Source organism: Lentzea sp. NPDC054927, assembly GCF_053610285.1.
This window is the reverse complement of record NZ_JBSGXZ010000016.1, coordinates 76,819-90,850: the sequence shown is the minus strand read 5'-3', so window position 1 is coordinate 90,850 and position 14,032 is coordinate 76,819. Positions and strand designations below refer to the sequence as shown.

Here is a 14,032-nt window from a genome sequence, read left to right as displayed (position 1 = left end):
TGAACTCACCCAAAAGATCGACAGCGTTCACCTGGGGTTTCACGCTCTGCTGTCACTCGACTGCAGTACATCCCGGGTGAGTACCGAGACGGTCACGAACCGATCACGGACTGTCAAGTTGCTTATACGGCAACAGTCAACGCGTCGGGGACTGCTCTGAACTCCACCGCAGTCGTCATGCCGAGGAAATCTCCGTCGACCTGGAGGTTGGCGGGCTCCTCGCACTTCACTCTGACATAACCCACGTCGTCACGCCGAACGAGATTTCCGCCCTTCGGATTCCCGGTGGCGAGCACCTGGGCGATGTAGCGCCCGACGGTGGGTACCCGCAACGTCTTCAGCGCACTCATGCCCAGGCCGCCGTCGAACGACGTGCTGGGGTTGAGCTGGATCGCCTTGTCACCGAAGTACGTCCACGGGTCGGTGTTCGACACGAACACCATGCCGACGTCGTTGAACGGCGCCTCTCCCGGAATCTCGACCGTGAAGTGCTGCGGCTTGCGCACGTTCTGCGCATAGGCCTTCAGCGCGACGGACAGGTAGAGAGCGGGACTCGCGTTGCGGCCCTTGGCGCGCTTCTTCTCCACGCCGGCGACGACGTCCGCGTCCAGGCCCATGCCCGCGTTGAACGTGAACCAGCGACCGGGGCCGCCCTCGATGACGTCCGCGAAGACCTGGCCGAGCCCGATCCGGCGCCGGGTGCTGTGCTCGATGGCCTGAAGCAGCACGTGCGTGGCCTCGACCGGGTCGCGGGGGATGCCGAGCGCACCCGCGAAGACGTTCGCCGAACCGCCCGGCACGACGCCGAGCATCGGCTTGTTGGGACGGGGGCCGCCGCGCAGGATGCCGTTCACGACCTCGTTCACCGTGCCGTCGCCGCCGTGGGCGATGACCAGGTCGAACCCGTCCTCGGCCGCCTTGCTCGCGGCGTCGGCCGCGTGACCGCGGTAGGAGGTCTCGATGACCTCGAGCTTCAGGTCGCTGGCAAGCGCGTGCGCCAACACGTCACGCCCCGCCGGCGTCGTTGTAGTCGCCTGCGGGTTCACCACGAGAAGAGCGCGCACTACTTGAGAGTAAGACAGTGCGTGACCGTCAGCCGCGCGCATGTCCTCCCTCAGGGTGGCTCCAGCCTCACGAAAGTGGCGCAAATCTCCCTTCCGTCAGCACGGCGTTCCACCTCGCAGCCGAGTGCACCCCGGACGACCGCCGACTCGCTGAAGGCCCCTTGATCTTCCCGCGTCAGGCGTGCTGAGTGAGCCCTCCAACCGGGTGGCCTACGATCCGTGACCAGTACAGAACGTGAGGAACGGTCCCGTGATCAGTGACAACCCGGTGACCCCGGCGCCACCGCGCTCGGTGCGCATCGCCGCCGTGCTCACCTTTCTGCAGGGCCTGGGCGGCGTCGCGCTGGCCGTCGCCCTCGCCGTCCGCGTGATCGGGGGCGCGACCCCGGCGGGTCCGATCCTCGGCGCCGCCGGAGTGCTGGTGATCTGGTTCGGCGGGGCGATCATCGCGTCGGTCCTGTTGTTCCGTGGCGAGCACGGCGCCCGCACGCCCGTGATCGTCACGCAGCTGCTTTTGCTCGGTTGTGCCTGGTACGCGTACGGGCCGTCGGAGCAGCAGTTGCTCGGTTCGCTGGGCGGCATCTACTGCGTCGTCGTGCTCGTGTTCCTGTTCACCAACGACGGCCGCCGCTGGGCGCTGGGCTACGACTCGGCGGACTCCCCGGACGCGGCCGATGTGAACGAAGGTGACAAAGCCGACTAACGGAGGGTGGTCACGGTCACACGACCGAGTGAAGCTGTGCGTGGTTGTTTAACCACTCCCTGCACTCACGAGGTGACCAACCATGCGTGTTTTCACTGCGATTGCGGGCGCCCTCCTGGCGGCGCTCTCCCTCGCTCCCGTGACGGCTTCGGCAGCGCCCGAGGACCCGAACATGTCGCCGATGATCATCGGCGGCAGCTACGCCCAGAACTTCCCCTACGCGGCGCGTCTGTTCTTCAACGGGCGGGAGAACTGCTCCGCCACGAAGATCGCTCCCACGTGGATCCTGACGGCGGAGCACTGCGTGGCCGGCAGCGGCACGTACACGTTCCGCGCGGGCAGCCTGGACCAGACCTCCGGCGGCCAGCTGGTGACCGGCAACCAGATCATCAAGCACCCGTCGGCCGACCTGGCGCTCGTGCGGGTCAGCACGTCGATGACCGCGCCGTTCTCCCCGCTCGGCTCGACCGTCTCGGTCGGCGAGACCGTCAAGCTCTACGGCTGGGGCGCCACCTGCACCAACCAGCCGGAGATCAACTGCCAGTCCCGCTACCTGAAGGTCGCGGACACCCGCGTCACGACCACCAACGGTCGTGACTACCGCGGTGGCCAGGCCATCAGCGTGCGCCGGATCGACGGCATCGCTGCTGGTGGGGACTCCGGTGGCCCGATGTTCGCCGACGGCCGTCAGGTCGGCGTCGCGTCCACCTCGGACCGTTCGAGCGTCTCGAACTACACCAACATCAACAACACCGGCTACCGCAGCTGGATCCGGCAGTACGCCGGCGTGTGACACCTGATTGACCAGCGGTAACCCTGCGATGGCCCTCGGCACCTGCCGGGGGCCATCACCCTACGTGACCACTAATGGTGGATGGACACGAACGGAGTAGCCAGTTACCGTGCTGCCAGCGTTCGCGCCGCTCGGGAGCAGGGTGAGGTGCGCAGTGCAGGACGGCCCGAAGCGGGTGACCACGAATGGCGATTCCGAACGCCCAAATGTGGCTCGCCTGTTCGACTACTACCTCGGCGGAGCGCACAACTTCGCGGTTGACCGCGCGTTGGCAGAGGAAAGCATCAAACGCTTCCCGGTAGCCGAAGTGGCTCGCACGATCAGGTCTTTCTCCCGTCGCGTGGTGCGGCTGTGCGTGGAGGAAATGGGCATTCGCCAGTTCCTCGACCTCGGCAGCGGCATTCCGACCGCGGGCAACGTGCACGAGGTCGCGCAGTCCATCGACCCGTCCTGCAACGTCGTCTACGTCGACCACGACCCGGTGGCCGTCGCCCACGCCCGCACGATGCTGCGCGACAACCTCAACGCCGCCATCGTGCAGTCCGACATCTGCGACGTCGGCGCCGTGCTGCGGCACCCGGAGACGCGTCGTCTCATCGACTTCACCCAGCCGACCGCCGTGCTGATGGTCGGGATCCTCCCGTACGTCATCGACGAGCCCGCGGGTGTGATCGCGCGCTACAGCGCCGCGTTGTGCGAGGGCAGCGTCGTGGCGTTGACGCACCTGACGAAGGACGTCGAGCCCCGCCTGGTGGAACAGCTGGTCGACCTCGCGGACGAGATGGAGTCCAAGCTCGTGCCGCGGTCCAAACAGGACGTCGAGGAGTTCGTCTGCGGGCTCAAGCTGCTGGAGCCCGGCCTGGTGCTCGCCGCCCACTGGAGGGCGGACGGCGAGCTGCCCGGTACTTCGGCTCTGGCCGACGCGTCGACTTATGGCGCGGTCGGCGTCGTTTAGTTCGTCTTGGCTCGCAGCGCCTGACCGGTCGTCGTCGTGCTGTCCGTGACCGACGTTCCGCTGCTCTTGCGCCACTGCAGGTCGTTCGCACCTGTGCTGCGTTCCACCTTCACGCCGTTGAGCGAGATGTTCTGCACGCTGTCGGTGGTGAACGCAGGGCGGCCGTCGCTCTTGTCGAACTCGATGGTGCTGTTGAGGAACTTCACGTCAGTCGCGTTGCGGATCCAGAACCCGAACGCCGGCCGCACGCCGAAGATGCGCGGCGGGTACTCGCCGGAGACCTCCGGCGGGCTCTTCGAGGCGTCCGACTCCTTGTGGTTGCCGGGAACCGTGAGCTTGACGTTGTCGAACGTCAGACCGGTGATCTTCGAGTCCGACCGGCCGGAGATGGTGGAGGCGTACTCCGGGTCGCCGGGGATGTCGCGCGGCGCGGTCAGGTTCGTGCCGGTGATGTTCCGGTACGTGATGTTGCGGATCTTGCCCGTCGGCGGGCTGTTCGGGCAGCGGCCGCGCTTGCCGATGTGGATGAAGATCGGTGACGCGGTCTTGGTCAGCTGGATGTTGTCGTAGACGACGTCCTCGATGACCGCGCCGTCCATCGACACCATGCCGAGGCCCGCCTTGGAGGCGCCGGTGACCTTGAGGTTGCGGAACTGGATGTTCTTGAAGCTGCCGCAGGTCTCCGAGCCGAACTGGATGGCGTTGTTCTCCGTCGACTGGATGGTGGAGTCGCGAACCACGTTGTTCTCGCTGAGGAACGTCTTGCCGGTGGCGTAGTCGCTCTTGAACGCCACCGCGTCGTCGCTCGCCACGACCGTGGAGTTCGACAGCTCGATGTTGGAGCTGTTGATGAAGTTGATGCCGTCGCGGTCGTCGGGGCTGTCGACGGTGATGCGCTCGAGCTTCATCCCGTTGCAGCCGTTGACGATGATCGCGAAGTGGCCGGCCTCCCGGAAGGTCACGTCGGTGACGTTGACGTTCTTGCAGAACTTGAGCGACAGCATCTTGTCGCCCTTGCCCGCGGGGATGTTCTCGCCGGTCTCCAGCTTGTTGGCGCCGTCGATCACGCCCTTGCCGGTGAAGTTGACGTTCTCGACGTTCTCGCCCCACAGCAGCGCGTTGCGGAAGTGGCTGTGCCCGAAGTCCTGGTACTTGGAGTTCGGGTTGGACTCCGGCGCGTCGATGCCGCTGCCGGACGCCACGATCCGGGCGCCCTGCTGGATGTTGATGGTGATGTTGCTCTTGAGGTGGATCGAGCGGGACAGGTACGTGCCCGGCGGGATTTCGACGATGCCGTTGCCCGCCGCGGACGCCGCGGTGATGGCCTTGTCGATGGCGACCGAGTCGATCGCCTTGCCGTCGCCCTTCGCGCCGTAGTCCTTGACGTTGAAGCTGGCCGCCTTCGCCACGCCCACCGGTGCCACGACCACCGCTAGTGCGACGAACGCGCCGGTCAGTCGACGCCTCATCGTTGAGAGGTCCTTCCTCTTGTGTCGAGGGCGGCGGCTGCTCGGCGTCTGAAACGTTCTGAAAACGATTTCATTCACGACCATAGTGAAGGCCGGGCTCGAAGTACAGGGGTGACTTCTCGGTCCGGCCTGCCGGACGTGTTCACCGAGTTCGGTCGTCCCGTGCTCGTGCCGGCACGACCTGAGGTGGGCTCGGGCTGCGTGTTCGGCATAGGCGGCGTCGACGGATCGCCTTGGACGTGGACGCCGACTAGGTGGACCAGGCTGGATTCGGCGTGACTCATCTGGCGCTCGTGCGCACTCATCGCCCGGTGGAGTCGCGGGTCGTTGATCGTGATCCGCTCGGGTTGTTGCGCAGTGCGGTTTCTTCGTTCCTCGCGCACGGCGTCGAGGCTGGTTCGCCAGACGACAGTGTCGAATTCTGGACGACGCTCACGCTGCGGCGGAGGCTGCTGTGGCGCATCTGGCAGTGGTGCCGGCCGGTGACGTCGAGCTGGTCACGGTGCCACTCACCGCTGCACGCTGAAGGCCGGGCTCGAAGTACAGGGGTGACTTCGATGCCCGGCCTTCACGCGGTTCAGTTCAGGCTTGCTCAGCCCTGGTACGCGCCCTGCTGGCCCACCAGCGCGGCCGGGCCGCGGTACTGCGCGCCACCGAACGCGAGGATCGCGTAACCGATGATGCTGAACAGCCACAGGCCGACGACGCCGAAGACGGCGTCCTTCGCGAACGACTTGGCGATGTCGATCGAGACGATCACCGACATGATGATGTTCACGATCGGGATCAGCATGAGGATCAGCCACCAGCCCGGACGGCCGGCGACCTTGAGCCACACGTAGATGTTGTAGATCGGGATGATCGCCGCCCAGCCCGGCTGCCCGGCCTTGGCGAAGACCTTCCACATCACGACGATCGCGAAGACCAGGAAGGCCAGGTAGATGATCGTGCCGACGACGCCGATGCCGGTCGCGGCGGGGTCAACGGTAGTCGGGTCAGTGCCCACGGTCTTTCCTTCTTTCCACGCTTACTTTTTGCCGGGGGATCGGCGAGCGGGGACGCTGCCAGGGCGGCGCACCCGTCCTGAGTGGAATTCCCGTTTCGTGAGCCTTTCGAGACCTTCCGTCAACCTTCAGAGTGAAGAGCCCAGCTTCTGCAGCGCCTCATCGGCCACTCGCATCACTGTCCACTCGTCCATTGGGACGGCACCGAGCTTCTTGTAGAAGCCGATGCTCGGCTCGTTCCAGTTGAGGACCCACCACTGGAACCTCGAGTAGCCCTTGGCGACGCACTCTTGTGCAAGTGTTTCGAGAAGCTGCTTGCCCAGGCCGTTGCCGCGCTGCTCCGGCGTGACGTAGAGGTCCTCGAGGTAGATGCCGTGCACGCCGTCCCACGTGGAGAAGTTGAGGAACCACAACGCGATCCCGACGATCTGACCGTCCACTTCGGCCACGTGCCCGAACAGCGCGGGGCTCTCGTTGAACAGCGCGGTGTTCAACTGTTCCGCGGTGAGGTGGCACTGTTCCGGCGCCCGTTCGTACAGGGCCAGCTCGTGCACCAGCTTCACGACCGCGTCGACGTCACGCGGTTCCACTCGCCGGATCATCACACCTCCCAGGCAGGCACGTTGAGCCTGCGCACCTGCGGGTCGCCCCGCTCGTCGCCCAGCTGGCAGATGCCCGCCGGGTCCAGTCCGAAGTGGACGCCCTGGTCAGGCGTCAGTCCCAGCCACGCCGCGATCAGCACGCGGCTGAAGTGCCCGTGCCCCACCAGCACCACGTCGCCGCCGGGCAGGATCTTGCGCACCTCGTCGAGCACCTTGCGCGCCCGCTCCTGCACCTCCCCGTGCGTCTCACCGTTGGGCATCGGGTGCGACCACACCGTCCACCCAGGCACGCGCTCGCGAATCTGCGGCGTGGTGATGCCCTCGTAGTCGCCGTAGTCCCACTCGCCGAGGTCCTCGGTGGTCGCGTTGACCTCCAGCCCGGCCAGCGCGGCCGTCCTGGTGGCGCGCTGCCGCGGACTGGTCAGCACGAGTGCCGGCGCCTGGTCCGTACCTCGCAGCCGGGCGAGCGTGGCGCCAGCCCGGCGTGCCTGCTGCTCGCCCTCAGGCGTCAGCTCGATGTCAGTGCGTCCCGTGTGCCTGCCGCTCTCGGACCACTCGGTCTGGCCGTGACGCAGCAGGTAGAGGTGGGTGCTCACCTGTTCGATCCTAGGGAGTGACCGGCACCACGTTTGGGGGAGTCCACCTTCGAGGTACCCCGCTCGCCATGACCGCCGAGCACCCCGACCACGGCGCCCCCGACGAGGTCGACCCCCAGGAGATCCGCGAGGCCTTCGGGGTCCGCGTAGCGCGCATCCGGGCGGAGCTGACCTCGACGTGGAACAAACTGAGTCAGAACGAACGCGACACCGACACCAGAGGCCAGTGACGTTTCGGTCGTGCACGAAATGCGTGCGCTGAGTGAGCGCTGCCTGTTTTCTGGAGGTTCTGTTCGCGGTTTCCAGGGGGAAATGACGACCATCGGCGCGTTGGTCAAGGACTGACCGTCGTCATCGGGGGCGGTCGAACGGCTCGCACGTCCCCTGAGTTCGTCGTGCGCAGGTGAGGGAAATCCCCATCCGTTGGGCCGAATGGCCCAATACGCACGTCGGATTGTTGTTTTGTTTGGCAGATTAGCGGCGAGATGACGTGCCGCGTGCTGTGCGACGTGGATAGAACGGAGTGGCTCCATCCTTTTATGAGGGGGACCCACATATGCGCCGAACAGTTGCGCTTTTGCTACCTGTTTTGCTGGCCGCGGTCATACCGGCGTTGCCGGCGGCGGCCGCGCCGGAACCACCGTCGACGCCGGGCTGGACCGTCACCGGCGGTGAGATTCGCTGGACCGCTCCCACGCCGATGCCGTTGTCGGACGCGGGCGTGGAGTTCTGGGAGGGCGACAAGTTCCTCGGGACGGCCAGAGAGTCGGCCGACCTGCGCACGTTCACGTTGAACGCCCAGCTGAAGGACCGCGCCGCACTCCAGGTGCGTTCGGCCGGGCGCCGGTTGGACGTCACAGAGCCTTCCGCGGCCAGCCTCGGCGTGCCCGAACTGCCCGGGTTGCGGCCGGCGGCGGAGGTGGATCCCGGCAAGCCGGGGCCGTACGCCACGAGTACCGGGGCGTACACGCTCGACTCGATCAAGCTGCCGGAGTACGCGGCGCCGATCGAGATGGACGCCGTCGTCGTCGCGCCCAAGGGCGCGTCCGGCAAGCGGCCGCTGGTGCTCTTCCTGCACGGCAGGCACGCCACCTGCTACAGCAAGACGAACCCGAACCAGGTCACGCTGCAGTGGCCGTGCCCTGCCGGTCTGACCTCTATCCCGAGCCACCGCGGCTACCTGAAGGCGCAGCAGCTGCTGGCCTCGCAGGGGTACCTGACGGTGTCGATCTCGGCGAACGGCATCAACGCCCAGGACGCGATGACCGGCGACGCGGGCGCGCAGGGGCGTTCGTCGCTGGTGCGCCACCACCTGGCGAAGTGGGCCGACTGGTCGTCCGGCCGTGGCACGGCACCGGTCGACGTGCGGGCCGACATGTCGAAGGTGTTGCTGGTAGGCCACTCCCGTGGCGGTGAGGGCGTCAACCGCGCCGCGACCGACAGCCTCACCCCGCCGCCCGGCGACACCGGCTTCTCCGGCCCGGTGCGCTGGAACATCCGCGGTGACGTGCTGATCGGCCCCACGATCTTCGGCCACAACCCGGCGCCGGACGTCCCCTCGGTGACGTTCCTGCCCGGCTGTGACGGCGACGTGTCCGACCTGCAGGGCCAGATGTTCCTGGACCAGACGCGTGGCCTCAGCCGCGGCGCCGCGCTGCACAGTGCGCTGTACATGGTCGGCGCCAACCACAACTTCTTCAACAGCGAGTGGACCCCCGGCCAGGCCGAGGCGCCGGCCCAGGACGACTTCTGGCCCGGCCAGACGCCTGACCCCGTGTGCTCTCCGGGCACGCCCACCCGCTTGACCGGTGACCAGCAGCAGACCATGGGCGCCACGTACATCGCGGCGTCCGCGCACCTGTTCCTGGCCCGCGACGAGTCCGTCCTGCCGCTGCTCGACGGCTCGGGCGTGCGCGCCCCGTCCGCCGACCCGGCCCGCGTTCTCTCGCACGCCATCGGTGGCGACCGCAAGCCGTTCGTCGTGCCGGACGCCGCCACCACCGTGTCGGGTGCCGCTCGCGTCTGCCAGCAGACGTCGCGTGACGCCGCGATCGGGTGCGGCGGCTTCCGCTCTCCGCACTTCGTCGGTTTCCGTTCCGCCTCCTCGCAGCCGGAACGCCTGTCGGTGGCGCTGAACTGGACCGCCGCGGGCCAACCGGCCGAGGTGCGCCCGAGCGCGCCGGTGTCGTTGCACGGGGCCAAGGAACTGGCGCTGCGCCTGGCCGTTCCCGCCAACACCCCGGCCACGAGGTTCGGCGTCTCCGTGACCGACCAAAGTGGACAGAAGCGTTCACTGGGCTCGGTGTCGCTCACCGGCCTGCCCGGCACCGATCGCACGAGTTCGGCGTGGGCGCAGGAAGTCCGTGTCCCACTGCCCGCCGGCCTCGGTCGCGTCGCCGCGCTGGAACTGGTCCCCGAGTCCGTTTCGGGCCAGGCGTGGCTGATCGACGCCTACGGCTGGAACAAGGGCCTCGTCCCCGTCGTGCCGACGCGCCTCGGCCGTGTCGACGCGAGCTTGATCGCGGTGGACGAGGGCAACTCCGGCACCCAGACCCACAACGTCGTCGTCACGGCGTCCGGCAACGGCACCCGCGTCATCCGGCTGTTCTACAACGCCCCGGACAACCAGCCGACGACCAAACTCGTGACGCTGAAGCCGGGCGAGCACCGCACTGAGGTGCCGGTGTCCTTCACCGGCAACACGAAGTGGAGCGCCGACACCCGCTATCCCGTTGCGGTGCAGGCGATCTCCAACGCCGTCGTCGGCGCCGCGGTAGGCGGCCTGCTGGTGCGCAACGACGACCCGGCCCCGAAGGTGACTGTGACGCCGTTGGCCGACAACGTGACGGAGGGCGGCGCTTTGAAGTGGAAGCTGACGCTGTCCGAGGCCGCTGATGCCGGGGTGTTCTTCGCGGCTCTGCCGATCGCGCCGGCTGCCGGGACGGAACTGTCCACAACGGACGTCGACGCCGAGTGGTTCTGGCAGAACTCCGGCGAGGAGGTGCTGCCGTGGCGGCCGTTGTCGTCGACGCAGATGTACCTGTGGGTGTACATCCCGCCTGGTCAGACTTCGTTTGAGGTATCGGTGCCGACGTTGGCCGACACCGTTGCCGAGGGGGAGGAGCAGGTGCGGTTCCGGTTCGAGGGACAGCAGCCGTCCGGTGTCGAGTTCGAGGTGACCGGCAAGGTGGCTGACGCCGCGTAGTTCTTTGCTGGTGAGGAAACGGTGCCGCTCCCGAGTTCGGGGAGCGGCACCGTTGCGCGATCATGCCCGTATGACGACTACACCCGACGACGGGCGTTATCCACCGATCGAGCCGCACGAGTCGGGCATGCTGGAGGTCGGCGACGGTCATTCGCTGTACTGGGAGGTGTCGGGCAACCCCGACGGCAAGCCGGCCGTCGTGCTGCACGGTGGTCCCGGATCGGGGAGCTCTCCGAGAACGCGGAGCCTGTTCGACCCGAACCACTACCGCGTGGTCCTGTTCGACCAGCGCAACTCCGGGCGCAGCACCCCCTCCGCGACCGACCCGGTCGTGGACCTGTCGGCGAACACCACCCAGCACCTGGTCGCCGACATCGAGGCGCTGCGGGCCCACCTGGGAATCGAGCGCTGGCTGGTGGAGGGCGGCTCGTGGGGCGTCACCCTCGGTCTCGCCTATGCGCAGGCACATCCGGAGCGGGTGACCGAACTGGTGCTCGCGGCCGTGACGACCGGCGACCGCAGCGAAACCGACTGGATCACCCGTGACATGGGCCGCGTTTTCCCGCGCGAGTGGGAACGGTTCCGCGACGGCGTGCCCTCCGCCGAACGCGACGGCGACCTGGCAGCCGCCTACAGCCGGCTGCTCCACGACCCGGACCCCGAGGTCCGCGCCAGGACCGCACGAGGGTGGTGCGAGTGGGAGGACACGCACATGTCGCTGGCCCCCGACGCCGCACCCTTCCTGTCGATCGCCGAACCGGCGTTCCAGCTGGCCTTCGCCCGCCTCGTGACCCACTACTGGTCCCACGGCTGCTTCCTGGAAGAGGGGCAGCTGCTGCGTGACGTCGAGCGGCTCCACGGGATTCCCGCCGTGCTGGTCCACGGGCGTTACGACGTCAGCGGCCCACTCAGCACGGCCTGGGCGCTGCACCGCGCCTGGCCCGGCAGCGAGCTCGTGGTTCTCGACGACACCGGTCACGGCGGCGGCAGCATGGCCGCGGCGATCGTCGCCGCCACCGACCGCTTCGCCCGCGGTCAGGCCGAGTGATCATCACCGTTCAGAAGTCCGAAGAAGGGCGTCAAGGGTTTCCTCAGGACACCTCAGTCGATGCCGAGGGAGGTGTGCGCCGCAGCAGGAGAACGACGAACCCGAGAAATCCGCGGTAGCCGCCCAGCCAACTGGTGCGGTGGGCCGCTGACATCTGAAAGGCGAGGTCGCTGCCGGGGTGTTCGGGATTGTCGAGAGCCCACCGGGCGAGGGTGCCGGTCCAGCACCATTGGTACTCGTCCCACTCCGCGAGGGTGCTGATGTACCCGTAGACCGGTGTCCAGCCGTCGGCGACGACCTGGGCCACGGTGGTCGGGAGGTCCGCGTACTTCTGCGGACCGTCCTCCAGTTCCGCTCGGACGGCAGCGTCGGGCTCGCGCTCCCAGAAGCAGTCGCCGAGCAGGAGCATCCCGTCTTCGGTGAGATGCTCTCGAGCGGCGTTCAACGTCTGGAGCAGCCCGCCGAACGCGTAGGCGGCTCCCACGCTGAGCACCAAGTCCGCTTTCCTGGTCGACCGGTACTCGGCGACGTCCTGGCGGTGCAGTTCGAGCCGATCTTCCAGACCGAGCCGGGCGGCCTCGCTGAGGACGTGGTCGAAGCCTTCACCCGAGATGTCGACTCCGACAGCCGTCACGCCGCCGTGCGCCTGTAGCGCGCGTAGCAACCAGGTGCCATCGCCGCAGCCCAGATCGAGCAGGTGATCGTCCTGCCCGCGGATGGCCCGGTGGAGAAGGTGCTCGACTGTGCTGTCGCTCAGTGGAGCCGAAATCGGATGGTCTGCGTGCGCGAGAGCGCTGAGTTCGCGTCGGTCCATCAGTGCTGTCTAGCAGAATCTGGATCTTGTGTCGCAGGTGTTCGGCGGTGTTGGCGAGCCGTCCTGGGGCCGTGGAACAACCCCAGAAGACGACAAACGACGCTGACCGACGAAAGAGATTTCGCTGGTCAGCGTCGTTCTCAGGGCTTCGACCTCAGCCCTGCTTGGTCTCCCAGAAGATCTTGTCGATTTGTCCGGGAACATGCCCTGAGCTGCATCAATTGGTCTCGGCGGGGACTTGGGCCGTCTCCGGGCCGTCCATGCGGAGTTGGTCCAGTCACCCGTCAAAAGCGGTCCAGACAGGGTCGCTTGGTCGCCGCACTTCTCCCATTCGGTAGCTGCTTCACGGCTCTCCTGGAGCTAGGTGAAGCAGCGACAAGGGGCGGGGAAGGTGGTCAGCAGTCAGCGAGCAGGTCACGAGCTGCGTGCTGTGACGGTCCTGGAGTTCGACAGCATGATCAAGCTCTGCGTTACGAAACTTGCAAGCCACCCAGGAGGGGTGCTTAATACGCCTCGTCAGTTCGCGAACACGGAACATGATCTCGCCGAACGGGCCGAGGGTGCTCGTGCTCTGGGACATCGACCACACGTTGCTTCAGTCGCGCGGCATGGGGCGCGAGATGTACGAGCGAGCGTTCCCGGCAGCGTTCGGCCGGCCTTTCCAGCAACTTGCCGACGTGAGCGGCCGAACCGAACTGGACATCATCGCCGAAACCCTGAAGCTGCACGGCATCGAGCCGAATGTCGAGGCAACTCGCCAGCTCGCGGACGCTCTGATTCACAGCTATGGCATCGGCCGCGAGGAGTTTGCGGCGCGAGCCAAGGTGTTGCCCGGAGCGCGTGAGGCGTTGGCCGCGTTGAGACTGAACCGACCGTTCACCAAGGAGTTCTGACCTGGAATCTACGGACCGTAGCACTCATCAAGCTGAGCGCGCTTGGGCTGGAACGGTTCCTCGATCTGGAAAGCAGCGCATACGCGATGACCACGCCGACAGGGCGCAGTTGGTGACCATTGCAAGGGAACGCGCCGCCCAGCGCATCGGCAGGCAGGCCAGCCTGGACGACGTCGTGCTTATTGGCGACACCCCACGGGATGTGGCTGCAGGACTAACCGCGGGCGTGCGGGTGATCGCGGTGGCTAGTGGCCGAAGCACCGTCGAGGATCTACGGAAAGCGGGAGCCAACGACGTGCTCCCCGACCTGACAGACACTGCCAAGGTCACGCAGTTGATCAATGGCTGACATCTGTCGTGTTTCAGCGGTGGTTGAAGTTCTGGCTTCACCGGATCCGTGACGGTAGGTTTCGGCATTCAGTGACGTCACGTCGATCGCTGCGTTGGTTTCTGCTGTCGCCATGTGTAGCGAAGTGTTCGCGTGCGGCGACCTATGTGTCATGGACATTGAGTTGGCGGATGCTGTCGCGGCGGTGCGGGATGAGTTGTTGGAGGCTGCGAAACGCGCCACCGGTGCCGGGGTGGAGTTTGCGGTAGGGCCGATCGAGTTGGAATTCAGTGTTGAGTTGAAGCTGGATACGAAGGCCAAGGCTGGGTTCAAGGCGTGGGTGGTCTCCGCTGACGCTGAGGCGGGTGCCTCGCGGACCAGCAAGCACCGGGTCACTCTGCAGTTGACGCCCCGCCTCCCTGGTGGCGGGGATCTGCTGGTGGCCGGCGCGAAGGACCGTCCAGACGGGCCAGGGGACGTGTCCGGGCACGTCGGCCGTTGACAGCTATCCAGAGGCCGGGATGGAGTGGGAGCGAGTTGCTGCGGTCGCGGGTGTTG

Annotated in this window: 15 protein-coding genes; 9 read left to right on the top strand and 6 right to left on the bottom strand. The window is 66.8% G+C overall.

Annotated features, from left to right (window positions below):
* Positions 1 to 122: 122 nt before the first annotated feature.
* Positions 123 to 1,064 (bottom strand): diacylglycerol/lipid kinase family protein, encoded by a 942-nt coding sequence (locus ACWGE0_RS22470; RefSeq protein ID WP_452262849.1) that lies wholly within the window; start codon positions 1,062 to 1,064, stop codon positions 123 to 125.
* Between the two features lie 250 nt (positions 1,065 to 1,314).
* Here ACWGE0_RS22470 and ACWGE0_RS22465 point away from each other — a divergent pair, with 250 nt between their 5' ends.
* The 3 genes from ACWGE0_RS22465 (at position 1,315) to ACWGE0_RS22455 (ending at position 3,515) form a co-directional block, all read left to right on the top strand.
* Positions 1,315 to 1,767 carry a hypothetical protein gene (locus ACWGE0_RS22465; protein WP_452262848.1) on the top strand — a complete coding sequence of 151 codons (453 nt, stop codon included), beginning with the start codon at positions 1,315 to 1,317 and terminating at the stop codon, positions 1,765 to 1,767.
* Positions 1,768 to 1,849: 82 nt separating this feature from the next.
* Positions 1,850 to 2,560, top strand: coding sequence for a S1 family peptidase (locus ACWGE0_RS22460; protein ID WP_452262847.1), 711 nt, complete (start codon positions 1,850 to 1,852; stop codon positions 2,558 to 2,560).
* A 109-nt stretch (positions 2,561 to 2,669) separates the two neighbouring features.
* Entirely contained in the window at positions 2,670 to 3,515 is an 846-nt protein-coding gene (locus ACWGE0_RS22455) for an SAM-dependent methyltransferase (RefSeq protein WP_452262846.1), read from the top strand.
* On the opposite strand, the gene ACWGE0_RS22450 is transcribed toward ACWGE0_RS22455, so the two are convergent.
* The 4 genes from ACWGE0_RS22450 to ACWGE0_RS22435 all read right to left on the bottom strand — a co-directional run bounded on the left by ACWGE0_RS22450 (position 3,512) and on the right by ACWGE0_RS22435 (position 7,186).
* Positions 3,512 to 4,984, bottom strand: coding sequence for a glycoside hydrolase family 28 protein (locus ACWGE0_RS22450; RefSeq protein ID WP_452262845.1), 1,473 nt, complete (start codon positions 4,982 to 4,984; stop codon positions 3,512 to 3,514). The two genes, ACWGE0_RS22455 and ACWGE0_RS22450, sit on opposite strands and share 4 nt — an antisense overlap.
* A gap of 592 nt (positions 4,985 to 5,576) precedes the next feature.
* Positions 5,577 to 5,990: a DUF5684 domain-containing protein gene (locus ACWGE0_RS22445; protein WP_452262844.1), complete on the bottom strand. Its 414-nt coding sequence runs from the start codon at positions 5,988 to 5,990 to the stop codon at positions 5,577 to 5,579.
* Between the two features lie 126 nt (positions 5,991 to 6,116).
* On the bottom strand, positions 6,117 to 6,590 hold the full coding sequence (locus ACWGE0_RS22440; RefSeq protein WP_452262843.1) for an N-acetyltransferase family protein: 474 nt from the start codon (positions 6,588 to 6,590) through the stop codon (positions 6,117 to 6,119).
* A complete protein-coding gene (locus ACWGE0_RS22435) occupies positions 6,590 to 7,186 on the bottom strand; it encodes a histidine phosphatase family protein (RefSeq protein ID WP_452262842.1) in 597 nt (198 codons plus the stop codon). The genes ACWGE0_RS22440 and ACWGE0_RS22435 overlap by 1 nt, the downstream gene beginning before the upstream one ends.
* 68 nt (positions 7,187 to 7,254) lie before the next feature.
* On the opposite strand from ACWGE0_RS22435, the gene ACWGE0_RS22430 reads away from it, so the two are divergent.
* The 3 genes from ACWGE0_RS22430 (at position 7,255) to pip (ending at position 11,439) form a co-directional block, all read left to right on the top strand.
* Positions 7,255 to 7,416 carry a hypothetical protein gene (locus ACWGE0_RS22430; RefSeq protein WP_452262841.1) on the top strand — a complete coding sequence of 54 codons (162 nt, stop codon included), beginning with the start codon at positions 7,255 to 7,257 and terminating at the stop codon, positions 7,414 to 7,416.
* A gap of 326 nt (positions 7,417 to 7,742) precedes the next feature.
* A complete protein-coding gene (locus ACWGE0_RS22425; RefSeq protein ID WP_452262840.1) occupies positions 7,743 to 10,391 on the top strand; it encodes a hypothetical protein in 2,649 nt (882 codons plus the stop codon).
* Positions 10,392 to 10,461: 70 nt separating this feature from the next.
* Positions 10,462 to 11,439 (top strand): prolyl aminopeptidase, encoded by a 978-nt coding sequence (pip, locus tag ACWGE0_RS22420; protein WP_452262839.1) that lies wholly within the window; start codon positions 10,462 to 10,464, stop codon positions 11,437 to 11,439.
* A 43-nt stretch (positions 11,440 to 11,482) separates the two neighbouring features.
* Here the strand turns inward: pip and ACWGE0_RS22415 are convergent, their stop codons facing one another.
* The gene (locus tag ACWGE0_RS22415) at positions 11,483 to 12,253 is read right to left on the bottom strand and encodes an SAM-dependent methyltransferase (protein ID WP_452262838.1); all 771 of its coding nucleotides are present in this window, start codon (positions 12,251 to 12,253) and stop codon (positions 11,483 to 11,485) included.
* 560 nt (positions 12,254 to 12,813) lie between these two features.
* Here ACWGE0_RS22415 and ACWGE0_RS22410 point away from each other — a divergent pair.
* The 3 genes from ACWGE0_RS22410 to ACWGE0_RS22400 all read left to right on the top strand — a co-directional run bounded on the left by ACWGE0_RS22410 (position 12,814) and on the right by ACWGE0_RS22400 (position 13,976).
* Entirely contained in the window at positions 12,814 to 13,146 is a 333-nt protein-coding gene (locus tag ACWGE0_RS22410) for an HAD family hydrolase (protein WP_452262837.1), read from the top strand.
* Between the two features lie 112 nt (positions 13,147 to 13,258).
* Entirely contained in the window at positions 13,259 to 13,495 is a 237-nt protein-coding gene (locus tag ACWGE0_RS22405) for an HAD hydrolase-like protein (protein WP_452262836.1), read from the top strand.
* Between the two features lie 151 nt (positions 13,496 to 13,646).
* Positions 13,647 to 13,976, top strand: coding sequence for a trypco2 family protein (locus ACWGE0_RS22400; protein WP_452262835.1), 330 nt, complete (start codon positions 13,647 to 13,649; stop codon positions 13,974 to 13,976).
* Positions 13,977 to 14,032: the final 56 nt, after the last annotated feature.